The sequence below is a fragment of the Ancylobacter mangrovi genome (assembly GCF_024752335.1).
GTDB lineage: Bacteria > Pseudomonadota > Alphaproteobacteria > Rhizobiales > Xanthobacteraceae > Ancylobacter > Ancylobacter mangrovi.
The window spans coordinates 69,093-89,789 of the sequence record NZ_JANTHY010000009.1 but is presented as its reverse complement, the minus strand read 5'-3'; the positions used below and the strand labels follow the sequence as shown (position 1 = coordinate 89,789).

The following is a 20,697-nucleotide window of genomic DNA, read 5'->3' as shown; positions in this document are numbered from 1 at the left end:
CCTACGTAATGGGGCCCTGATTGGCGTGGGAAATCTGTCCGATGAAGGTCCGGGCGCGTTCCGTCGCTGGAGCTTCGAAGAAGGTGGCCGGCGGCGCGGCCTCGACGATCTCGCCGCGATCCATGAACACGACGAGATCGGCGACGCGGCGCGCGAAGCCCATCTCATGGGTCACGACGATCATGGACTGGCCGGCCGCGGCCAGCTCCTCCATCACGTCGAGCACCTCGTGCACCATTTCCGGGTCGAGCGCCGAGGTCGGCTCGTCAAACAGCATCACCTCCGGCTCGAGCATCAGCGCGCGGGCGATCGCCACCCGCTGGCGCTGGCCGCCGGAAAGCTGGCCGGGAAACTTCAGCGTCTGGTCGCTCAGCCGCACGCGGGCGAGAAGGCCGTGGGCGCGCTCGGCCGCCCGCGCCTCCGGCTCGCCGCGCGCATAGACCGCGCCGAGCGTCAGGTTCTCCAGCACGGTGAGGTGCGGGAACAGGTTGAAGCTCTGGAACACCATGCCGGCGTGCCGGCGCACCTCGGCCAGCGCCTGCGCGCTGCCGTCGAGCCGGGTGCCGCACACGGTGAGGTCGCCCTCGTGGAACGGCTCCAGCCCGTTGATGCAGCGGATCAGCGTCGACTTGCCCGAGCCGGACGGCCCGCACAGCACGATCTTCTCGCCGCGCGCGAGGCCGAGCGCGACGTCGCGCAGCACATGGTGCTCGCCGTACCATTTGTTGAGGCCGGCCATCTCGACCACCAGCCCGCCGCGTTCGATCCCGCTCATCGCGCCGCCTTCCGCGCCCGACGCTGGTTGTCCCGCTCGATCGACGAGCCGTAGGCGGACATGGCCGAACAGATGAGGAAATAGAGCAGGAACACGAACAGGTAGCCCTCCGTGCCGTAGCGCACCCACTGCGGGTCCTGCAGCGCCGCCTTGGTGGCGCCGAGCACGTCGAACAGGCCGAGAATGCTGAAGAAGGTGGTGTTCTTGAAGGCGCGGATGATGTCGTTGAACAGCGCCGGCACCACGATGGCGAGCGCCTGCGGCAGGATGATCTTGCGCGTGCGCAGCCAGTAGCCGAGCCCGAGCGCCTTGGCCGCCTCGTCCTGGCCTTCCGGTATCGCCTGCAGCCCGCCGCGGATCACCTCCGCCGCATAGGCGGCGAAGAATATGATCATGCCGACCTCGGCGCGGATCAGCTTGTCGACCGTGAGCTGCGGCGGCAGGAACAGCGGCAGGATCAGCGCCGCGAAGAACAGCAGCGCCAGCAGCGGGATGCCGCGCACGCCCTCGATCGTCGCCACGCAAATGAACCGCACCACCGGAAGCTGCGAGCGCCGCCCCAGCGCCAGCAGCACCGCGAGCGGCAGCCCGCCGGCCACCGTGCCGCCGAAGATGATGAAGGTCAGCGGCAGGCCGCCCCACACATCGGTGCCCACCGCCTCGAGGCCGAGGAAGCCGCCGCCGAGCAGCAGGATCGAGGCGACGAACACCACCGCCCAGCCGGCGAGGCGCAGCGTCACCGACAGCAGCCGCGTCGCCGAGATCGCGCCCCAGCCGAGCCAGAGCGCGACGACGAGCGCGCCACGCCACTGCTGGTGATAGGGATAGGCGCCGAACAGGATGACGCGGTACTTCTCGGCGATCACCGCCCAGCAGGCGCCGGCCGCGTCGCGGCAGGCGCTGCCGTCGCCCGACGAATACCAGACGGCGTCGACCAGGCTCCACTGCAGCACCCGCCACAGCACGATGGCGATGACGGCACCCAGCACGAAGGTCGCGACGCCGCCCAGCGGCGAGTTGAACAGGTGCCGGTGCAGGAAGGCGCGGATGCCGCGCGGCACCTCGGGCGGGGTACGGGTCGCCGCCGTGCCGGAATAGGCGAAGGAGCGGGGAGCGGTCGTCATCTCAGCGCTCCGGGATCTGCACGAAGCGGTTGACGAGATTGGCGACCGCACCGATGGCGAGGCACATCAGCAGGTAGATCACCGCCATGATGCACAGCACCTCGATGGTGCGCCCGCTATAGGTCAGCGCCGTGTTCGAGACGCTGAACAGGTCCGGATAGCCGACCGCGACGCCGAGCGAGGAGTTCTTCAAGAGGCTCACATATTGCGCGGCGAGCGGAGGCACGATCACCCGCATCGCCTGCGGCACCATCACCTTGCGGTAGAGGTCGGCGCGGCGCAGCCCGATGGCGTTGGCGGCCTCGATCTGGCCGGCGTCGACGCTGATCAACCCGCCGCGGATGATCTCGGCGATGAAGGCGGCGATGTAGAAGGAAAGGCCGAAATAGATGGCGAGGAATTCCGGCGCCAGCGTCGCCCCGCCCGTATAGTTGAAGCCGCGCAGCACCGGCACCGACCATCCTGTCGGCGCGCCCATGGCGAGCCAGGCGGCGAGCGGCGGCAGCACCAGCGCGGCGATCTCGACGACGCCGACATATCGCCAGCGCCGGCCGGTGCGGCGACGGCGACGGTCGGCGAGACGGCCGATGGCGAATGCCGCGAGCGCGCCCACGACCAGCATGCCGGCCACCAGCAGCGCCACCCCGCCCTGCTCCGGCGCCGGCACGGTCAGGCCGCGATTGGAGGCATAGCCGAGCCCGAGCAGCGGCCAGGACTGCCGGGGCGGCGGCAGCAGGGTGAAGAAGCTGTACCAGAAGACGATCTGGACGAGCTGCGGCGTGTTGCGGAACGCCTCGACATAGGCCTTGGCGAGGCCAGAGACGAGCGCGTTGCCCGACAGCCGCGCGAAGCCCAGCGCCACGCCGAGAACGGTCGCGGTGACGATGCTCACCAGCGAGAGCAGCACCGTGTTGCCGACGCCGACCGCGAAGGCGTCGAGATAGGGCGAGCCGGGCGTGAAGGTGAAGAAGGCTTCGCCGAGCGCGAAGTTCGCCGGGTCGAGCAGGAAGCCGAAGCCCGAGGTCATGCCGCGCTCGTCGAGCGCGCGGCGGGCATTCATGGCCAGCCACAGCACCAGCGCCAGCAGCGCCAGCACCAGCAGCGCCTGCCAGACGAAGGCGCGCACGCGCGGGTTCCGCCACGGCGGGATACCCGGGGACGGCGCGCCGGAGGACGGCACGCGCGGCGCCGCCCCCTGCGATGTGGATGACAGGCTCATCGACGAGCGCTCGCCACCGTTGCCATGGTCACAGCGGCGGCGCGTAGATGAGGCCGCCGTCGGTGTACTGGGCGTTGATGCCGCGCTCCAGCTTCAACGGCGAATCCTTGCCGACATTGCGGTCGAACACCTCGCCGTAATTGCCCACCTGCTTGATGACGTTGTAGGCCCACGCCGGATCAAGACCGAGGCCCTTGCCGCCGGAATCGTCGACGCCGAGCAGGCGGCGCACGGTGGCATCCTTGGAGTCGGCCTTCATCTCGTCGACATTCTTGGAGGTGACGCCGCTCTCCTCGGCCTGGAACAGCGTGAACACGGTCCACTGCACGATGTCGCGCCACTGCGGGTCGTCCTGGCGCACCACCGGGCCCATCGGGTCCTTGCCGAAGATCTGCGGCAGGATCACGTAGTCGTCCGGGTTGGGCGCCACCGCCGCGCGGGTCGAGGACAGGCCGGAGGTCGACTGCACCGCCACGTCGCAGCGCCCGCCGAAGAAGGCGGTATTGATCTCCTTCTGGTCGTCGATCACGACGAGCTTCAGCTTGATGCCGAACTTCTTCTGGATGTCGGCCACCACGCGCTCGGAAGTCGAGCCGGGACGCACGCAGACGCTGGCGCCGTCGAGCTCCTGCGCGTTCTTCACGCCGAGCGCCTTGGGCACCATCAGGCCCTGGCCGTCATAGAAGGTGGGCGACACGAAATCGAGGCCGAGATCGGTGTCGCGGGCGCGGGTCCAGGTGGTGTTGGCCACCGTGACGTCGACCTCGCCGGTCTGCAGCGCGGTGAGGCGCGTCTGGTTGTTGGTCTTGAGGAACTTCACCTTGCTCGCATCGCCGAACACCGCCGCGGCGAGGGCCCGGCAGGTGTCGACGTCGATGCCGTGCCATTCGCCCTTGCTGTCGACCGCCGAGAAGCCCGGGCGGCTGCCGTTGACCGCGCAGGTCACGACCCCGTTCTTCTTCACCGTGTCGAGCGTGGACGCGCCGGCCGGGCCGCACACGGCGGCAAGCGCGCTCAAGGCCACGAGCCCCGTCGCCAGATAGTTCCTCATCTCACTGTCTCCGTGCCTCTGGTTATGACGCTTGTGCGTCGCTTTTCTGCTTGGAAGTTCGGGGCGCGCTGGTCGCACCGAGACGCAGCCGCATCTCGAGGCCGCGACGCAGATGCGCGCGCATCAGCTTCGCGGCGGCCCGCGGCTTGCGCGCGATGATGGCGTCGAGGATCTCGATGTGGTCGGTGAGCGTCGAATAGACGTTCTCGTGCGAGAAGTAGCGCGGCAGGTGGAAGGCGAGCCGGAAGCGCAGGCGCAGCAGGCGCACCGTCTCGACCAACGCGGCGTTGCCCGCCGCCTGCATCATCAGCTCGTGGAACTCGGTGCCGGCGTCGTCGATCTCCACCGCCGTGAAGGCGGAAGGGTCCTGCGCCATGGTCCGCATGCGCGTGCCGCAGGCGACGAAGGCCGGCGGCGCCTCGCTGCCCGCGGCGAGTTCGGCGGCGAGGCATTCGAGCGCCTCGCGCACGCGGTAGATCTCGGCGAGGTCCTCCGCCGCCACGCGCCGCACGAAGGTGCCGCGCGCCGGCTTCACCTCGACCACGCCCTCCTGCTCGAGCTGGTGCAGCGCCTCGCGCACCGGCATGCGGCCCATGCCGAGCTGCTCGGCGAGCTTGCGCTCGGAAAGGGGCGCGCCCTCCTCCAGCGTGCCGCTGAAGATCAGCGCCACGAGGCGGTTATAGGCGCGGTCGCGCTCGAATTCGAAGGTGCTCGTCATACCGGCATACTGGACGACCGGTATACCAGCTACAAGCCGAAAGATTGGACGGAAGCTGTCCGTTTCGTGGTCATCGAGGTGCTAATGGAGCGCCCCGGACGGCACGCCGGAACGGGACGCGGCCGCTCGGAGACGGCAACGGACCCTCGGTATTTCAGGGAAATCGCGGGATTGGCGTTCCGCCGCAGGGAAGACGGCGAGGCGGCCGCACTATGTGACAAAGTCGTGCCGACGGCGCCCCGTCGTCGGGACGGCGGCATGATCACTGGTGCGGGCGGCCGGACTCGAACCGGCACTCTCAGAGAGAAACGAATTTTAAGTTCGTTGCGTCTACCCGTTTCGCCACGCCCGCAGGTGCTGCCGTATCGGCCAGCTTAAAGGGATTCCCGACTTGGCGCGCCGGCACAACGAATATCCTTCAATATTCCAAATATCTCTGCGGGGCGCCGCCTGACGAGCGGCCGATCGGCCCCGCGAACAGCCGTTCGCGCCGCCCTCGACCGTCCACCTGCCCGCCACATACGGACGCCGGACGGGCGGGACGGGCTGAATCAGCTCAGCCCGCCGATGAAGCCCGATTCGTCGACGAAGATGTTCTCGGCCGCGGGGTGCGAAGGCAGCCCCGGCATGGTCATCACGTCGCCGCACAGCGCCACCACGAAGCCCGCGCCGGCGGAGAGCCGAACGTCCCGGATCGGCAGGATGAAGCCCTCCGGCGTGCCGCGCCAAGTCGGGTCGGCGGAGAAGCTGTACTGCGTCTTCGCCATGCAGACCGGCAGCTCGCCATAGCCCATCGCCTCGAAATCGGTCAGCTTCCTCAGCGCCGCCGGCTCGACCGAAACGCCCGCCGCGCGATAGATGCGCTGCGCGATCGCCTCGATCTTCTGCACCAGCGGCAGGCCGCTCTCATAGAGCAGGCGGAAGTCGGACGGCGCGTCGGCGAGCCGGATCACGTCCTCGGCGAGGTTCATCGCGCCGGCCGAGCCATCGGCCCAGTGCGAGCACGGATGCACCCGCGCGCCGACCGCCGCGCAGGCCGCCTCGATGGCCGCGATCTCGTCGGGCGTGTCGCTGGTGAAGCGGTTGATCGCCACCACCACCGGCACGCCGAACGCCGTCATGTTCTCGATATGCCGCACGAGGTTTCCCGCGCCGCGCTTCACGGCGGTGACGTTCTCCGGGCCGAGATCCTTCTGCGCCACGCCGCCATGCATCTTCAGCGCGCGCACGGTGGCCACGATCACCACCGCCGAGGGCGCGAGGCCCGCCTGCCGGCACTTGATGTCGAGGAACTTCTCGGCGCCCAGATCGGCACCGAAGCCGGCCTCCGTCACCACATAGTCGGCAAGGCCGAGCGCGGTGCGCGTCGCCATCACCGAGTTGCAGCCATGGGCGATGTTGGCGAACGGGCCGCCATGCACCAGCGCCGGCGTCCCCTCTAGTGTCTGCACCAGATTGGGCTGGAACGCGTCGCGCAGCAGTGCCGCCATGGAGCCGGTGATCTTGAGCTCGCCGGCCGTCACCGGCTGGCGAGCGCGGTTCTGCGCCACCACCATGCGCCCGAGCCGCTCCTCGAGATCCTCGAGCGAGCGGGCGAGGCAGAAGATCGCCATCACCTCGCTGGCGACGGTGATGTCGAAGCCGTCCTCGCGCGGGAAGCCGTTGGCCGGCCCGCCGAGGCCCACGATCACGTTGCGCAGGGCGCGGTCGTTGAGGTCGACCACCCGGCGCCAGCTTATGCGGCGGGTGTCGATGTCGAGCGCGTTGCCCCAGTAGACGTGGTTGTCGATCGCCGCCGCCAGCAGGTTGTGGGCGGCGCTGATGGCGTGGAAATCGCCGGTGAAATGCAGGTTGATGTCCTGCATCGGGATGATCTGCGAATGCCCGCCGCCGGTCGCCCCGCCCTTGGAGCCGAACACCGGGCCGAGGCTCGGCTCGCGCAGCGCGATGGCAACCTTCTTGCCCGCGCGCGCCAGCGCGTCGCCGAGGCCGATGGTGGTGGTGGTCTTGCCCTCGCCCGCGGGGGTCGGGTTGATGGCGGTGACGAGGATCAGCTTGCCGCCGGCCCTCGCCTCGGCGTGACGGGCAAAGCCGAGCGCGATCTTGGCCTTGTCATGGCCGTAGCGGAACAGCGCCTCGGCCGGCACGCCGAGCTTGGCGCCGATCTCCTCGATCGGACGCGGCTCGACCTTCGCCGCGATGGCCACGTCGCTGTTCGGATCGATCTCACGCACTGCCTTGTCCATCACGCTTGCCACCCTCTTCACGTCTCAGGCCGTGCGCGCACGCTCGGCCAGTATGGCCACCAGCAGCATGCCGCCGATGACCGACAGATGCTCAATGGCGAAAAAGAACTCGATCTGCGCCATGTCGCCTTCCATCGTCCAGAAATGATGGACGATCGGAATCGTCAGCAAGGTGAAGACCCCGAGCACGCCGGCGCCAAGCCACGTCGCCCGGTTGATGAGGATCAGCACGCCGCCCGTCAACTGGGTGACGATCGTGAGCACGGCGAAAAGCCAGGGCGGGTTGAGCCCGAAATGGGCCATCTCGGCCTGGGCGCCGGTGAAGTTCAATAGCTTGTCGATGCCGCTGCCGAGGAACATGAACACCAGCAGGAGGCGCGCCACGAAGGCGGTCACGGGGGACCGCAGGATGCCGGAGATCAGGGCGGGAGTCATGGGTGAGTTTTCCTAAGGAGAGCCGCACGTATTTGGATACTGCAACATCCGGTTGAAAGCGAGTGGCCATGCGGTCTCGCGCGGCCTTCCGCCCTCCCCGCTAGGCCGAACCCGGACCGTCCTTCTCCCCGGGCTTCTCCTTCCCTTCCTCCTCGCCCTCCTCGTCCTCCTCCTCGCGCGCGGCCTTGGCCTCGGCGATGAACTCGGCGGCGTGGCGCTTGGCCTCGCGCACGCTCTCGCCCAGTTCGCGCGCGTAGCGGTCGAGGTCGAGCCTCAGCCCGCCGATCGAGGGCTTCTCGGTCTCCGCCGCATAGGCGATCATGCGCAGCGACAGCGCGAGATCGGCGACGAGGTCGGCCATGAAGCCGTCGCTCAGATCGTGATCCTCGGCATAGGCCATGAGCTGGTCGTAGAGCCCCGCGCGGTGCTCCTCATAGGCCTGCTCGTAGCCGTCGTCCTCGTCCTCGGGTTGCCCGTCCCATTCCGCCATGATCGCCCCTCCGGCCTGATGAACGTCAGGCGACGCCGTCGCGGATCGGTGGCTGAAAGCTCAGCCCCATGTCCCACGGAAAATAGATCCAGGTGTCCTGGCTAACCTCGGTGATGAAGGTGTCGATCACCGGCCGTCCCAGCGGCTTGGCGTAGACGGTGGCGAAATGCGCCTCCGGCAGCATGTCGCGCACCACCCGGGCGGTCTTGCCGGTGTCCACCAGGTCGTCGATCACCAATATGCCCCGCCCGTTCGCGCCGGCGGCGCGGATCACCGCCTCGGAGATCGGCTTCAGCACCTCCGCCTCGCCCTGCGTCTGGTAGTCGTGATAGCTGGCGATGCAGACCGTCTCGATCATCCGCACCCCGAGCTCGCGTGCCACGATTGCCGCCGGCACCAGGCCGCCGCGGGTGATGCAGACGATGCCGAGGAACGGCCCGGCCCCGGCCAGCCGCCAGGCCAGCGCCCGCGCGTCGCGGTGGAACTGGTCCCAGGAGACCGGGAAGGCCTTTGTCTGGCGGTCGTCGGACATGGGTCTACCTTCGGATCGTCCGGTTGCAGCGCCCGAGATCATTAGCGGGAGCGCGGCGGCTACTCCAGTGGCGGCGCGGGCGCGCGCGCACGATATCCCCGCTCATGCGGCTCAGGAGGCGAGCCGCACCGCGACCTCCGCCACCATGCGCCGCACCTCGTCCATCGCCGCGGCGAGCTTTTCCGGGTCGCGCGAGCGCACCACCAGATTGGTGTTCGGCCGCCCGTCCTCGCCGATGAAGGGATAGGAGCCGATCGTGACCTCGGGATGGGCCTGCGCGATCGCCCGCAGCGGGCCGCCGACATCGCCCTCCTTGGCGTTGGCGGGGATGGTTTCGGAGAGCATGCGGATGCCGGTCTTCAGCTTCGGCGCCACCTCGTCCAGCATCGCCTGCATGATGGTCGGCACCCCCGCCATGACGATGACGTTGCCGATCCAGAAGCCCGGCGCCTTGGAGACCGGGTTCGCCACCAGCTCCGCGCCGGCGGGAATGCGCGCCATGCGCAGGCGCGCCTCGTTGAGCTCGGCTTCCGGAATGCGCTCCAGCAGCATGGCGCGGGCGCGCGGATCGACGTCGATCGTCACCCCGAAGGCGGCGGCGATGGAATCGGCGGTGATGTCGTCATGGGTCGGCCCAATGCCGCCGGTGGAGAACACATAGGTGTAGCGCGCGCGCAGCGCGTTCACCGCCGCGACGATCTCCGCCTCGATGTCCGGCACGACCCGAACCTCGCACACATCGATGCCGATCCCGGTGAGATATTCCGCGATGTAGCCGATGTTCCGGTCCTTGGTGCGCCCGGACAGGATCTCGTCGCCGACCACCATGATGGCCGCTGTGACGGGCTCGACCTTGTCGTTCATCCGATTCCACTCCCGATCCCGGCGCTCACGGGCCGTTTCGCCGCAAATGAACGCACCCTGCGCCCCAAGCAAGTGCATCAAGCCTGCCAATTGGGCAAATGCACGTCTTTCCCTCGAATATCGCCATTCGGATTCTTCCGCCTCTTCCGCTGGCACGGCGTTTGTAGCTAACTTGGCTGAGTTGGGGAGTAGATTTGCACCGATGAGCGTCGCTTTCGACGAGATGACCAACGCGGACGGCTCTGTCCGTTCCGCCTATTCCGCCCTGGCCCGCTGGCTCAGCGATGTTCCGCCTGACGTGCTCGACTATCGCCGCAAGGAGGCGGAATTCATATTCCGCCGCATCGGCATCACCTTCGCCGTCTATGGCGACAGTGACGCTCAGGAGCGGCTGATACCGTTCGACATCATCCCCCGCGTCCTGACCGGGACCGAATGGCGGCGCCTCTCGCGCGGGCTCGAGCAGCGCACCAAGGCGCTGAACCTCTACATCAAGGACGTCTACTCCAAGCGCGACATCCTGAAAGCGGGCGTCGTGCCGGAGGACCTCGTCTACCAGAACCCGGTGTTCCGGCCCGAGATGAACGGCCAGAAGGTCCCGCACGACCTCTACGTCCACATCGCCGGCATCGATGTGGTGCGGGTCGACGCCGACACCTTCTACGTGCTCGAGGACAATGCCCGCACGCCCTCCGGCGTCTCCTACATGCTGGAGAACCGCGAGATCATGATGCGGCTGTTCCCCGAGCTGTTCGCCGACAACCGCGTCGCCCCGGTCGAGAACTACACCGACGAATTGCTGGCGACGCTGAAATCGCTCGCCCCGAACACGGCGACCAGCGATCCCGTGGTGGTGGTGCTGACGCCGGGCATCTACAACTCGGCCTATTACGAGCACTCCTTCCTCGCCGACAAGCTGGGCGTCGAACTGGTGGAGGGGCGCGACCTGTTCGTGCGCAACGACATCGTCTACATGCGCACCACCGAGGGCCCGCGCCGGGTGGACGTGATCTACCGCCGCCTCGACGACGACTTCCTCGACCCCCTCGCCTTCCGCCCGGACAGCGCGCTCGGCGTGCCAGGGCTGATGAGCGCCTATAATGCCGGCAACGTCACGCTCACCAACGCGGTCGGCACCGGCGTCGCCGACGACAAGGCGGTCTACAGCTACATGCCGGAGATCATCCGCTTCTATCTCGGCGAGGAGCCGCTGCTGAAGAACGTGCCGACCTGGCGCTGCCGCGAGCCGGACCACCTCAAATACGTGCTCGACCATCTGGGCGAACTGGTGGTCAAGGAGGTGCACGGCTCAGGCGGCTACGGCATGCTGATCGGCCCGCGCGCCGACAAGGCGCAGATCGAGCTGTTCCGCGCCAAGCTAATGGACGACCCGACCAACTTCATCGCCCAGCCGACGCTGGCGCTCTCCACCTGCCCGACCTTCGTGGACGAGGGGATCGCGCCGCGCCATGTCGACCTGCGCCCCTTCGTGCTCACGGGCTCGGACCGGGTCCGCATCGTGCCCGGCGGGCTCACCCGCGTGGCGCTGCAGGCCGGCTCGCTGGTGGTGAATTCGAGCCAGGGCGGGGGCACGAAGGACACCTGGGTGCTGGAGGAGAGCTGAGCCGACGGACCTCGCGCCGTATTGGGCCCATCGGAGTTGAGGGAGCGCACCGATGTCGATCGAAACATGGCTGGCCTTCGTCGCCGCCTCGGCGGTCCTCCTGCTGATCCCGGGGCCGACGGTGCTGCTCGTCGTCTCCTACGCGCTCGGCCAGGGGCGGCGCGTGGCACTGCCGGTCGCCGCCGGCGTGACGCTGGGCGACTTCACCGCCATGACGCTGTCCATGCTCGGCCTCGGCGCGCTGCTGGCGACCTCGGCCGCGCTGTTCACGCTGCTCAAATGGATCGGCGCCGCCTATCTGATCTGGCTCGGCATCCGGCTGTGGCGCGCCGGCGGGCAGGCGCAGTTCGGCGCCGAGCGTTCGGAAGGCTCGCGGGCGCGGCTCGTCGCCCATGCCTGGCTCGTCACCGCGCTCAACCCGAAGAGCATCACCTTCTTCGTCGCCTTCCTGCCGCAGTTCCTCGATCCCGGCCGGGATTTCCTCACGCAGATGATCGTGATCGAGGCGACCTTCCTCGCGCTGGCCGCGGCCAACGCGTTCAGCTTCGCGCTGGTCGCCGGGCGCATGCGCGAGGCGATCGGCCGTCCTTCCATCGTCACCGCCATCAACCGGGTCGGCGGCTCGCTCCTCATCGGGGCGGGTGTCGCCACCCTCGCCTGGCGCAACGCCAAATAGACGCGGGTCCCATGCTTTCACGTACTGCAGACAACCTCTACTGGCTCGCCCGCTACATGGAGCGCGCGGACTGCCTCGCCCGCATCATCGACGTCACCCAGCGCCTGGCGCAGCTTCCCGCCTCCTATGGCGGCTCGACCAATGAATGGCGCTCGGCCCTGCTCACCGCCGGCTGCGCCGACCTGTTCAAGCAGTTCCACGGCGACGCCACCACCGAGCAGAACGTCATCGCCTTCCTCGCCTTCGCGCCGGAGAACCCCTCCTCCATCCGCAACTGCTTCGAGACCGCGCGTACCAACGCCCGCTCGGTGCGCACTGCGCTCACCATCGAGATGTGGGAGACCATCAATTCCGCCTGGCTGGAGCTGAAGCGCTATTCGACCAAGAACATGACGCGCGAGGAGCTCGCCCGCTTCCTCAGCTTCGTCAAGGAGACCTCGCTGCGCTTCGATGGCGCCGCCTACCGCACCATGCTGCGCAACGACGCCTTCTGGTTCTCGCGCGTGGGCATGTATGTCGAGCGCGCCGACAACACGGCCCGCATCCTCGACGTGAAGTACCACGTGCTGCTGCCCGATTCCGAGCATGTCGGCGGGCCGCTGGATTATTTCCAGTGGGCCTCGATCCTGCGCTCGGTCTCCGCGCTCACCTCGTTCCACTGGGTCTATCGCGAGAGCGTCAAGCCGTGGCTGGTGGCGGACCTGCTCATCCTCAACGGGCAGATGCCGCGCTCGCTCACGAGCTGCTACCAGAACATCACCCGCTATCTCGACGACATCGCCGCCTATTACGGCCGGCAGGGCCACGCCCAGCGCGTCGCGCGCTCCACCCTCACCCGCCTCGGCAACAGCCGCATGGACGACGTGTTCCAGACCGGCCTGCACGAGTACATCGACAATTTCGTCATCGAGAACAACCGGCTGGGCAGCAACATCACCGAACAGTACCTGCTCTGACCGGCCTACAGGTGCCTGCGTCATGCGTATCCAGATCAACCACGCGACCACCTACACCTATGATCCGCCGGCCAATGGCGCGATCCAGGTGCTGCGCCTCACGCCCGGCAATCACGACGGGCAGTATGTCGTGCGCTGGCGGATCGACGTGTCCGAGAACTGCCGCCTGCGTGCCCACCAGGACGCGTTCGGCAACATCACCCATTCCTTCGCCGTCGACGGCCCGCTGAGCACGCTCACCGTGCTGGTCGAGGGCGAGGTGGAGACGCAGGACACCTCCGGCGTGGTGCGCGGCGTGAAGGAGCGCTTTCCGCCCTCGCTGTTCCTGCGCGAGACCGATCTCACCGCCCCCGACGCGGAGCTGCGCGCCTTCGCCGACACGGCGACGGCGGCGGTCGAGGAGCCGGGCCGCCTGCCCCTGCTCCACGCGCTGATGGACGCGGTCGCGGACACCATGACCTACGACGCCGATCCCACCCATGCCTCGACCACGGCCGGCGAATCCTTCGCGCTGAAGCGCGGCGTGTGCCAGGACTTCGCGCATATCTTCATCGCCTGCTGCCGCCATCTCGGCGTGCCGGCACGCTATGTCAGCGGCTATCTGGTGGGCGACGGCGCGGCGCCCGGCAGCGGTGCCGGCCATCAGGCCGGCCATGCCTGGGCCGAGGCCTATGTCGAGGACCTCGGCTGGGTCGGCTTCGACTGCACCAACCGGCAATGCCCGACCGAAGCCTATGTGCGCCTCGCCATCGGGCTGGACTATCTCGGCGCGGCGCCGGTGCGCGGCAACCGCTATGGCGGCGGCGACGAGCAGCTCTCGGTCGCGCTGAAAGTCGACCAGTCGAGCCGGCAGATTCAGGGCTGACCTGTTGCCCGGCGGGAAAGCGCCCCGCTATAAGAGCGCGCGAACACTGCACGCCTTGACGCGGCGGATCAGGGGGAAGTGCCTTTCATGACCTATTGTTGCGGGATCCTGGTGCGTGACGGCCTGGTCATGATCGCCGACACGCGCACCAATGCCGGGCTCGACAACGTGTCGACCTTCCGCAAGCTCCACATCTTCGAGGAGCCGGGCCGGCACGTCATGGCGCTCGCCACCGCCGGCAATCTCTCGATCTCGCAGGCCGTCATCAGCACGCTGCAGGAAGGTCTCGACAATCCCGAGACCGGGGTCAGGGAGACGCTGGTCGGCTGCACCAGCATGTTCCGCGCGACCCAGCTCGTCGGGCGCGCCACCCGCCACGTCTACAGCCTCTATGGCGAGAGCCTGAAGGCCGCCGACGTGCGTTTCGACGTGTCGTTCCTGTTCGGGGGGCAAGTGAATGGCGGCCGGTTGCGGCTGTTCATGATCTACGCCGCCGGCAATTTCATCGAGTGCACCAACGACACACCGTTCCTGCAGATCGGCGAGCACAAATACGGCAAGCCGGTGCTGGACCGCTCCATAACCTACGACATGGACCTGTATGACGCGCTGAAATCGGGCCTGATCTCGATGGATTCGACCATGCGCTCGAATCTCGGCGTCGGCATGCCGATCGACATTCTGGCCGCGCGCCGCGACGCGGGCCAAGCGGAGCTGAACTACCGCATCGAGCCCGGCGAGCCCTATTTCCACGATCTGCGCGAGCGCTGGTCGGCGGCGCTCAGGGCCGCCCACACCTCGATCCCGCGCCCACCCTATGGCGACGGACGCTAGACCGGCGTCGAGACGGCGCCGTATACGGCCCGCCTCTCCGCTCGAAGAAAAGAAAAGCGCCTGAAGGACAGGCAGCTTCCTTCAGGCGCTTTTCGGTCCGCCCACCTGCGGTGTGGGGCGACAACATCCGATCATCAGGTAATCAGATAAAGAAGAATGATGATCGGAATCGGAATACCAATAAGCCACATCAGAATAGCAGGCATTGGAAAGCTCCTTCCTCGTCCGTCACTTGAGCGCTTTCGTAATGACTTGATTTACTCAACGCGCTGTCGAGGAAACAACGCGGAAGGCACCCGCCGGTTCCCACCCCTGCCTCATCGGCATCCCGGTGGGCAATCCGGCCGGTATCCCGAGGGGATTTCGGGCACAGGCGCGCCTTGCCCGCTGCGTGGGGCTCGTCCATCTTCCGCCGCTTGGGAGGAGAACCAATGAGTCTGAAGCGCATCGCCCTCGTCACCGGCGCCGGCACCGGCATCGGCAAGGCCGCCGCCCTCGCCCTGGCGCAGGACGGGTTCACCGTCGTCCTCACCGGCCGCCGCCGCGAGCCGCTCGAAGCCGTGTCCGACACGATCGGCCCGAACGCCGAGGTGATCCCCGCCGACGTCGCCAGCCCGGATTCCGTGGCGGCACTGTTCGGCGCGGTAGCGGAACGCCACGGCCGGCTCGACGTGCTGTTCAACAATGCCGGCGGCTGGTCGGCCGCCACCCCGATCGAGGACATCGCGCTGGAGGACTGGCAGCGCGTGGTGAACGTCAACCTCACCGGCGTGTTCCTGTGCATCCAGCACGCCATGCGGATCATGAAGGCGCAGGACCCGAAGGGCGGGCGCATCATCAACAACGGGTCGATCTCGGCCCACGCGCCGCGCCCGCTCACCGGCTCCTACACCGCCACCAAGCACGCGGTGACCGGCCTCACCAAGCAGGTCGCGCTGGAGGGCCGCGCCCACAACATCGCCTGCGGCCAGATCGACATCGGCAATGCCGACACCGACATGGCGGCGAAGATGAAGACCGGCATCCTGCAGCCCAACGGCCAGATCATGGTCGAGCCGACCTTCGACCCCGCCGATGCCGGCCGCGCCGTCGCCTATATGGCGAGCCTGCCGCTGGAGGCGAACGTGCTGACCATGACCATCATGGCGAGCGCCGCCCCCTTCGTCGGGCGCGGCTAGATCGGATCGCGAACGTCTCGGGGAGCGGAGGCGATGATCGCAAGCCCGTCCGGCGCACCGGCACCGGGCGGCCGCCTTCCGGGCGTCAGATGTAGGCCAGCGCGCCCTGGAACAGCATCCAGCTCAGCAGCCCCATCACCCCGAGGCTGATCAGGGTCGCGACGATGCCGGCGAAGATGAAGGCGCCGTCGCGCTCCACCAGGCCCAGCCCGAGAATGCACACCGCGATGCCCGGCGGCAGGTTGCCGAAGATCGGGATCGGCAGCAGCAGCAGGAGCCCCAGCACCAGCACCATGCCGCCGAGCACGAAGCGCGCCGAGGGGCTGGAGAAGTAGATCAGCCGCGGGCGGGAATAGCTCTCGAACCGGCGCACCCATTTCAGGGCGCCGCTGATGATCTTGTCGAGCAGGCGGCGGGAGATGGTCTTGTTGGCGAGCCAGCGCGGCAGCCACAGCTCGTCGCGGCCCACCATCATCTGCGCGCCAACGAAGCACAGCAGCACGCCGCAGATGACCGGAATGCCGGGCGGCATGGGCAGGCAGTTGGGCAGGCCGAGCAGCAGCAGCGAAAGGCCGAAGGCGCGGTTGCGCAGGGCGTGCACGACTTCGCCCACGCCGATGCGTTCCGCCGAATGGGCGGTGACGATGGCGGAGAGCAACTCCGACGTACGCGGCGATCGGTGATCCACTGGCCGACCTGATACCTCATGCCACGGCGGCCGTGCCGGCCCCCGTTTCGCCGCCCTCATAACACGGCGAACGCGGCAAAGAGAGGGCCTATCCGAGGAAAAGCCCGTTCGGCCGGCTGGCGGCCCGGCGTGTGACCCGCGGCGTCTACCCGCTCAGTTGAGCCGGAACATGCCGTCCACGCTGCGCAATTCGGCCGGCTGGATCAGCCGCGAATGCGTCACCGTGACCGAGTGCAGCGGGCCATCCAGCTCGCGCTTCCAGAACTCCAGGAAGCGGTTCAGCTCGGGGAAATGCGGGCACAGGTCGTAGTGCTGCCAGAGATAGGTCTGCAACAGTCCGGGATGGTCGGGCATGCGGTAAAAGATCTGTGCCGTCGTCAGCCCGTAGCCGGCCCATTGGCGGACGAAATCGGCCGAGGCGGAGCGCTGCGGCGAACCGGCCTCCTCGGCCGGCCCTTTCGACGCGTCGTGAAATGCCATGCGGAACCTCCTTTCGCGATGATTCTAAATTCTGCGGGCGTCGCGAAGGTCCGGCAAGGTTAAAGATTAAATTTCGCGTTCAATATCAATGCATTGGCAGCATATGCAAAAGAGTGCTGACAAAGGTTCGGGTCGCGACCCTGGCAGTCTCGAAATGAGAGTGCCAATTTTTTCGCCTCCGGCCCTTGCGTCGCTTTTTTCTGACTCCTAGATGTCCGCCCAGCGGCACGCCGGCGAGACCGGTGCCGTGCCGCAGACCTCGCGATCGACACGAATTCTGGAGAGAACCGATGAAGTTCCGTCCCCTGCATGACCGGGTCGTGGTCAAGCGCCTCGACGCGGAGCAGAAGTCCGCTGGCGGCATCATCATCCCCGACACCGCGAAGGAAAAGCCCTCCCAGGGCGAGGTGATCGCGGTCGGCCCCGGCGCGCGCGACGAGGCGGGCAAGCTGGTCCCGCTCGACGTCAAGGCCGGCGACAAGGTGCTGTTCGGCAAGTGGTCCGGCACCGAGGTCAAGATCGACGGCGTCGATTACCTCATCATGAAGGAAGCCGACATCCTCGGTGTCCTCGAAGGCACCGCCTCGGCCAAGAAGGCCGCGTGAGCCCCCTCTGAGCCTGCTGGCCGCAACGCTTCACCGGAGTTGAAAAGATATGTCTGCCAAGGAAGTAAAATTCTCGACGGATGCGCGCGACAAGATGCTGCGCGGCGTCGACATCCTCGCCAATGCGGTGAAGGTGACGCTTGGCCCGAAGGGCCGCAACGTCGTCATCGAGAAGAGCTTCGGCGCCCCGCGCATCACCAAGGACGGCGTCACCGTCGCCAAGGAGATCGAGCTCGAGGACAAGTTCGAGAACATGGGCGCGCAGATGGTGCGCGAAGTGGCCTCGAAGACCAACGACCTCGCCGGCGACGGCACCACCACCGCCACCGTGCTGGCCCAGGCCATCGTCAAGGAAGGCGCCAAGGCGGTTGCCGCCGGCATGAACCCGATGGACCTCAAGCGCGGCATCGACCTCGCGGTCGAGGCGATCGTCGCGGACATCAAGAAGAACGCCCGCAAGGTGACCTCCAACGGCGAGATCGCCCAGGTCGGCACCATCTCCGCCAATGGCGACGCCGATGTCGGCAAGTTCCTTGCCGAGGCCATGCAGAAGGTCGGCAACGAGGGTGTCATCACCGTCGAGGAAGCCAAGACCGCCGAGACCGAGCTCGACGTCGTCGAGGGCATGCAGTTCGACCGCGGCTACCTCTCGCCGTACTTCGTGACCAACGCCGAGAAGATGCGCGTCGAGTTCGAGGACCCCTACATCCTCATCCACGAGAAGAAGCTCTCCGGCCTGCAGGAGCTGCTCCCGGTCCTCGAGGCCGTCGTCCAGTCCGGCAAGCCGCTGCTGATCATCGCCGAGGACGTCGAGGGCGAGGCCCTGGCCACGCTCGTGGTGAACAAGCTGCGCGGCGGCCTGAAGGTCGCGGCCGTGAAGGCGCCGGGCTTCGGCGACCGCCGCAAGGCCATGCTGCAGGACATCGCGATCCTGACCGGCGGCGAGGCGATCTCGGAAGACCTCGGCATCAAGCTCGACTCGGTGACGCTCAACATGCTCGGCCGCGCCAAGAAGGTGGTGATCGAGAAGGAGAACACCACCATCGTCGACGGCGCCGGCAAGAAGAAGGACATCGAGGGCCGCGTCGGGCAGATCAAGGCGCAGATCGAGGAGACCACCTCGGACTACGACCGTGAGAAGCTGCAGGAGCGCCTCGCCAAGCTCGCGGGCGGCGTCGCGGTGATCCGCGTCGGCGGCGCGACCGAAGTCGAGGTCAAGGAGAAGAAGGACCGCGTGGACGACGCGCTGCACGCCACCCGCGCGGCGGTCGAGGAAGGCGTCCTTCCGGGCGGCGGCGTCGCGCTGCTGCGCGCCACCAAGGCGCTCGAGGGCATCAAGACCGCGAACTCCGACCAGAAGACCGGTGTCGACATCGTCCGTCGGGCGATCCAGGCCCCGGCGCGCCAGATCGCCAGCAATGCGGGCGAGGACGGCTCGGTGATCGTCGGCAAGATCCTCGAGAAGGACAGCTACGCCTACGGCTTCAACGCCCAGAGCGGCGAGTATGTCGACATGTTCAAGGCGGGCGTGATCGATCCGGCCAAGGTGCTGCGCTCCTCGATCCAGAACGCGGCCTCCGTGGCCTCGCTGCTGATCACCACCGAGGCGATGGTCGCCGAGCTGCCGAAGAAGGCGGCCCCGGCGGCGCCGGCCATGCCCGACATGGGCGGCATGGGCTTCTGATCGGTTCCCGATCGAAGCGTTCGCTTCAGAGATGCGGAAGGGCGCGGCGAAAGCCGCGCCCTTTTCGTTTGCGCGCCCCGAGAGATGGTTTCTTCCGGCGGCTATGCCGCCTCGCGCCCCACACCCGCCGCCGCGTCGAGCTCGGCATCGAGCTCGCGCTCATGCGCGCGGTCGAGGTTCACGCCCTTGGTCTCGATCCGGAACGTCCAGGTGACGAACGCGCCGATCACCGAGGTCGCGGCGAGGCCGTAGAGCAGGTGGGTCGTGCCGATATCCGCCAGCAGGATCGGGAACAGGAACGCCGTCGAGACGGCGCCGATCTTGCCGAACGCCGCCGCGAAGCCGGCGCCCTTTCCGCGCACCGCGGTGGGGAACACCTCGCCGGCGAGAAGGTAGGTCTGCGCGTTCGGACCGATATTGGTCATGAAGTTGAACAGCATGAACCCGGCGAAGATCAGCGCCGTCTGCATCGCGCCCGTGTAGTTCTGCGCGAGCGAGGCGATCAGCAGCCCCGCCGCGCAGCCGACGAAGCCGAGCGCCTGCAGGGGAATGCGCCCTACCCGGTCGGCCAGCAGCACCGCCCCGACGATGCCGACGATCAGCAGCACGTCGATCAGCGCCGCCCCTTCCGCGGCGAGGATCTGGTCGGCGATGATGTCGGTGATGTCGTGCGTGTGCACCGTCGCGTGGCCGAGCGCGGCGGCGAGGATGGTCGGCGTGAACAGCCCGATGCCGTAGGTGCCGAGGTCCTGCAGGAACCACGGCACCGAGGCGAGGATGGTGGCGCGCCGGTTGCGCGCGCCGAACAGCGCCGCCCAGCCGCTGCCGGCCGCATGGTGCCGTCCCTCGCCGCGATGGCGGGCGAGCCGAATCTCGGACGGATAGGCCGGCTCACGCCTGAGCAGCTTCGCCGCCTCGCGCTCGGCGTCGTCGAAGCGTCCATGGGCGAACAGCCAGGGCGCGCTCTCCGTCACGTAGAAGCGGCCCACCGTGACCAGCGCCGCCGGGATGATGGCGGTGGCGTACATCCAGCGCCAGGCGGAAATCTCCGGCAGGTTGGCGAGCACGACATAGCCGACCGCGCTGCCCACCAGCGCGCCCAGCGCCTGGAAGCCGAAGGCGCCCAGCACCAGCCGGCCGCGCGCGGCGCTGGGAATGCTCTCGGAGATGATGAGGTGGGCGGTCGGGTAGTCGCATCCCAGCGCCACGCCGACGCCGAACAGGAACACGACGAGCCACGGATAGCTCGGACTGAGCGCCAGCAGGACAAGGAAGACCATGAAGATGATCATCTCGACCACGAACATGAACTTGCGCCCGAACGTGTCCGACAGCCCCCCGAGGGCGAGCGCGCCGACCAGGATGCCCGCCAGCGAGGCGGCGCCGACGATGCCGTGCTGGGTCGCGCTCATGTCGAACTCGGTAGCGATCAACGGAATGGCGACGCCGGTCATGAACACGACCAGACCCTCGAAAAACTTGCCGAAGGCGGCCAGCCACCAGATGCGCCACTGCATCACCGTCATCGGCGCGCGCCCGACCGGCGTGCCGTCGGCCCAGAGCGGCGACTCGTCGATATAATCCTGCACCCGCTTGCCGGCGCCCGGCCCGATGGAAGGCTCACGCATCATCGCATCCCCTGATACCTGCGAA

At 67.7% G+C, this 20,697-nt stretch carries 21 protein-coding genes and 1 tRNA gene; 8 read left to right on the top strand and 14 right to left on the bottom strand.

The features are described from left to right. Position 1 precedes the first annotated feature (1 nt). From NVS83_RS19560 to NVS83_RS19510, 11 genes are all read right to left on the bottom strand, one after another. Positions 2–775, bottom strand: coding sequence for an amino acid ABC transporter ATP-binding protein (locus NVS83_RS19560; RefSeq protein ID WP_309486223.1), 774 nt, complete (start codon positions 773–775; stop codon positions 2–4). Continuing rightward, positions 772–1,899 (bottom strand): amino acid ABC transporter permease, encoded by a 1,128-nt coding sequence (locus NVS83_RS19555; protein ID WP_258740800.1) that lies wholly within the window; start codon positions 1,897–1,899, stop codon positions 772–774. Before NVS83_RS19555 ends, NVS83_RS19560 begins: the two co-directional genes overlap by 4 nt. Before the next feature lies 1 nt (position 1,900). Then, the gene (locus tag NVS83_RS19550; RefSeq protein WP_258740798.1) at positions 1,901–3,025 is read right to left on the bottom strand and encodes an amino acid ABC transporter permease; all 1,125 of its coding nucleotides are present in this window, start codon (positions 3,023–3,025) and stop codon (positions 1,901–1,903) included. Positions 3,026–3,146: 121 nt separating this feature from the next. Further along, the gene (locus NVS83_RS19545; RefSeq protein WP_258733145.1) at positions 3,147–4,169 is read right to left on the bottom strand and encodes an amino acid ABC transporter substrate-binding protein; all 1,023 of its coding nucleotides are present in this window, start codon (positions 4,167–4,169) and stop codon (positions 3,147–3,149) included. Positions 4,170–4,191: 22 nt separating this feature from the next. Further along, complete coding sequence (locus tag NVS83_RS19540; protein WP_258740797.1) at positions 4,192–4,887, bottom strand: GntR family transcriptional regulator; 696 nt, start codon at positions 4,885–4,887, stop codon at positions 4,192–4,194. Between the two features lie 266 nt (positions 4,888–5,153). Further along, positions 5,154–5,239 (bottom strand) — tRNA-Leu (locus tag NVS83_RS19535). 199 nt (positions 5,240–5,438) lie between these two features. Further along, on the bottom strand, positions 5,439–7,133 hold the full coding sequence (locus NVS83_RS19530; RefSeq protein ID WP_258740884.1) for a formate--tetrahydrofolate ligase: 1,695 nt from the start codon (positions 7,131–7,133) through the stop codon (positions 5,439–5,441). Between the two features lie 24 nt (positions 7,134–7,157). Then, positions 7,158–7,568: a DoxX family protein gene (locus NVS83_RS19525; protein ID WP_258740796.1), complete on the bottom strand. Its 411-nt coding sequence runs from the start codon at positions 7,566–7,568 to the stop codon at positions 7,158–7,160. Positions 7,569–7,668: 100 nt separating this feature from the next. Continuing rightward, positions 7,669–8,058, bottom strand: coding sequence for a hypothetical protein (locus NVS83_RS19520; RefSeq protein ID WP_258740795.1), 390 nt, complete (start codon positions 8,056–8,058; stop codon positions 7,669–7,671). A 25-nt stretch (positions 8,059–8,083) separates the two neighbouring features. Next, positions 8,084–8,632 (bottom strand): xanthine phosphoribosyltransferase, encoded by a 549-nt coding sequence (gene gpt / locus NVS83_RS19515; RefSeq protein WP_374115090.1) that lies wholly within the window; start codon positions 8,630–8,632, stop codon positions 8,084–8,086. Positions 8,633–8,701: 69 nt separating this feature from the next. Beyond that, positions 8,702–9,454 carry a competence/damage-inducible protein A gene (locus NVS83_RS19510; RefSeq protein ID WP_258733150.1) on the bottom strand — a complete coding sequence of 251 codons (753 nt, stop codon included), beginning with the start codon at positions 9,452–9,454 and terminating at the stop codon, positions 8,702–8,704. A 202-nt stretch (positions 9,455–9,656) separates the two neighbouring features. On the opposite strand from NVS83_RS19510, the gene NVS83_RS19505 reads away from it, so the two are divergent. The 6 genes from NVS83_RS19505 (at position 9,657) to NVS83_RS19480 (ending at position 15,587) form a co-directional block, all read left to right on the top strand. Beyond that, positions 9,657–11,078 carry a circularly permuted type 2 ATP-grasp protein gene (locus NVS83_RS19505; RefSeq protein ID WP_258733151.1) on the top strand — a complete coding sequence of 474 codons (1,422 nt, stop codon included), beginning with the start codon at positions 9,657–9,659 and terminating at the stop codon, positions 11,076–11,078. 52 nt (positions 11,079–11,130) lie between these two features. Continuing rightward, complete coding sequence (locus NVS83_RS19500; RefSeq protein ID WP_258740793.1) at positions 11,131–11,754, top strand: LysE family translocator; 624 nt, start codon at positions 11,131–11,133, stop codon at positions 11,752–11,754. An 11-nt stretch (positions 11,755–11,765) separates the two neighbouring features. Beyond that, complete coding sequence (locus NVS83_RS19495) at positions 11,766–12,710, top strand: alpha-E domain-containing protein (protein ID WP_258733153.1); 945 nt, start codon at positions 11,766–11,768, stop codon at positions 12,708–12,710. 22 nt (positions 12,711–12,732) lie between these two features. Then, entirely contained in the window at positions 12,733–13,575 is an 843-nt protein-coding gene (locus NVS83_RS19490) for a transglutaminase family protein (protein ID WP_258740792.1), read from the top strand. An 87-nt stretch (positions 13,576–13,662) separates the two neighbouring features. Continuing rightward, positions 13,663–14,409, top strand: a complete 747-nt coding sequence (locus NVS83_RS19485; RefSeq protein ID WP_258740791.1) for a proteasome-type protease — start codon at positions 13,663–13,665, stop codon at positions 14,407–14,409. A gap of 431 nt (positions 14,410–14,840) precedes the next feature. Then, positions 14,841–15,587 (top strand): SDR family oxidoreductase, encoded by a 747-nt coding sequence (locus tag NVS83_RS19480; RefSeq protein ID WP_258740790.1) that lies wholly within the window; start codon positions 14,841–14,843, stop codon positions 15,585–15,587. 85 nt (positions 15,588–15,672) lie between these two features. Here NVS83_RS19480 and NVS83_RS19475 read toward each other — a convergent pair whose 3' ends face one another. Then, complete coding sequence (locus NVS83_RS19475) at positions 15,673–16,275, bottom strand: exopolysaccharide biosynthesis protein (RefSeq protein WP_258733157.1); 603 nt, start codon at positions 16,273–16,275, stop codon at positions 15,673–15,675. A gap of 153 nt (positions 16,276–16,428) precedes the next feature. Beyond that, entirely contained in the window at positions 16,429–16,755 is a 327-nt protein-coding gene (locus tag NVS83_RS19470; protein WP_258740789.1) for an usg protein, read from the bottom strand. Positions 16,756–17,045: 290 nt separating this feature from the next. Between NVS83_RS19470 and groES the strand changes: the two genes are divergently transcribed. Together groES and groL are read left to right on the top strand one after the other, a co-directional pair. Then, positions 17,046–17,360: a co-chaperone GroES gene (gene groES / locus NVS83_RS19465; RefSeq protein ID WP_258733159.1), complete on the top strand. Its 315-nt coding sequence runs from the start codon at positions 17,046–17,048 to the stop codon at positions 17,358–17,360. 49 nt (positions 17,361–17,409) lie between these two features. Beyond that, positions 17,410–19,044 (top strand): chaperonin GroEL, encoded by a 1,635-nt coding sequence (gene groL / locus NVS83_RS19460; protein WP_258733160.1) that lies wholly within the window; start codon positions 17,410–17,412, stop codon positions 19,042–19,044. Positions 19,045–19,145: 101 nt separating this feature from the next. Here groL and NVS83_RS19455 read toward each other — a convergent pair whose 3' ends face one another. Next, positions 19,146–20,672: an MFS transporter gene (locus tag NVS83_RS19455; RefSeq protein ID WP_258740788.1), complete on the bottom strand. Its 1,527-nt coding sequence runs from the start codon at positions 20,670–20,672 to the stop codon at positions 19,146–19,148. Positions 20,673–20,697 lie beyond the last annotated feature (25 nt).

Coding starts and splice junctions, on each gene's coding strand:
- NVS83_RS19560 (WP_309486223.1), bottom strand. CDS start 775: ATGAGCGGGATCGAACGCGGCGGGCTGGTGGTCGAGATGGCCGGCCTC.
- NVS83_RS19555 (WP_258740800.1), bottom strand. CDS start 1,899: ATGACGACCGCTCCCCGCTCCTTCGCCTATTCCGGCACGGCGGCGACC.
- NVS83_RS19545 (WP_258733145.1), bottom strand. CDS start 4,169: ATGAGGAACTATCTGGCGACGGGGCTCGTGGCCTTGAGCGCGCTTGCC.
- NVS83_RS19540 (WP_258740797.1), bottom strand. CDS start 4,887: ATGACGAGCACCTTCGAATTCGAGCGCGACCGCGCCTATAACCGCCTC.
- NVS83_RS19530 (WP_258740884.1), bottom strand. CDS start 7,133: ATGGACAAGGCAGTGCGTGAGATCGATCCGAACAGCGACGTGGCCATC.
- NVS83_RS19525 (WP_258740796.1), bottom strand. CDS start 7,568: ATGACTCCCGCCCTGATCTCCGGCATCCTGCGGTCCCCCGTGACCGCC.
- NVS83_RS19520 (WP_258740795.1), bottom strand. CDS start 8,058: ATGGCGGAATGGGACGGGCAACCCGAGGACGAGGACGACGGCTACGAG.
- gpt (WP_374115090.1), bottom strand. CDS start 8,632: ATGATCTCGGGCGCTGCAACCGGACGATCCGAAGGTAGACCCATGTCC.
- NVS83_RS19510 (WP_258733150.1), bottom strand. CDS start 9,454: ATGAACGACAAGGTCGAGCCCGTCACAGCGGCCATCATGGTGGTCGGC.
- NVS83_RS19505 (WP_258733151.1), top strand. CDS start 9,657: ATGAGCGTCGCTTTCGACGAGATGACCAACGCGGACGGCTCTGTCCGT.
- NVS83_RS19500 (WP_258740793.1), top strand. CDS start 11,131: ATGTCGATCGAAACATGGCTGGCCTTCGTCGCCGCCTCGGCGGTCCTC.
- NVS83_RS19495 (WP_258733153.1), top strand. CDS start 11,766: ATGCTTTCACGTACTGCAGACAACCTCTACTGGCTCGCCCGCTACATG.
- NVS83_RS19490 (WP_258740792.1), top strand. CDS start 12,733: ATGCGTATCCAGATCAACCACGCGACCACCTACACCTATGATCCGCCG.
- NVS83_RS19485 (WP_258740791.1), top strand. CDS start 13,663: ATGACCTATTGTTGCGGGATCCTGGTGCGTGACGGCCTGGTCATGATC.
- NVS83_RS19480 (WP_258740790.1), top strand. CDS start 14,841: ATGAGTCTGAAGCGCATCGCCCTCGTCACCGGCGCCGGCACCGGCATC.
- NVS83_RS19470 (WP_258740789.1), bottom strand. CDS start 16,755: ATGGCATTTCACGACGCGTCGAAAGGGCCGGCCGAGGAGGCCGGTTCG.
- groES (WP_258733159.1), top strand. CDS start 17,046: ATGAAGTTCCGTCCCCTGCATGACCGGGTCGTGGTCAAGCGCCTCGAC.
- groL (WP_258733160.1), top strand. CDS start 17,410: ATGTCTGCCAAGGAAGTAAAATTCTCGACGGATGCGCGCGACAAGATG.
- NVS83_RS19455 (WP_258740788.1), bottom strand. CDS start 20,672: ATGCGTGAGCCTTCCATCGGGCCGGGCGCCGGCAAGCGGGTGCAGGAT.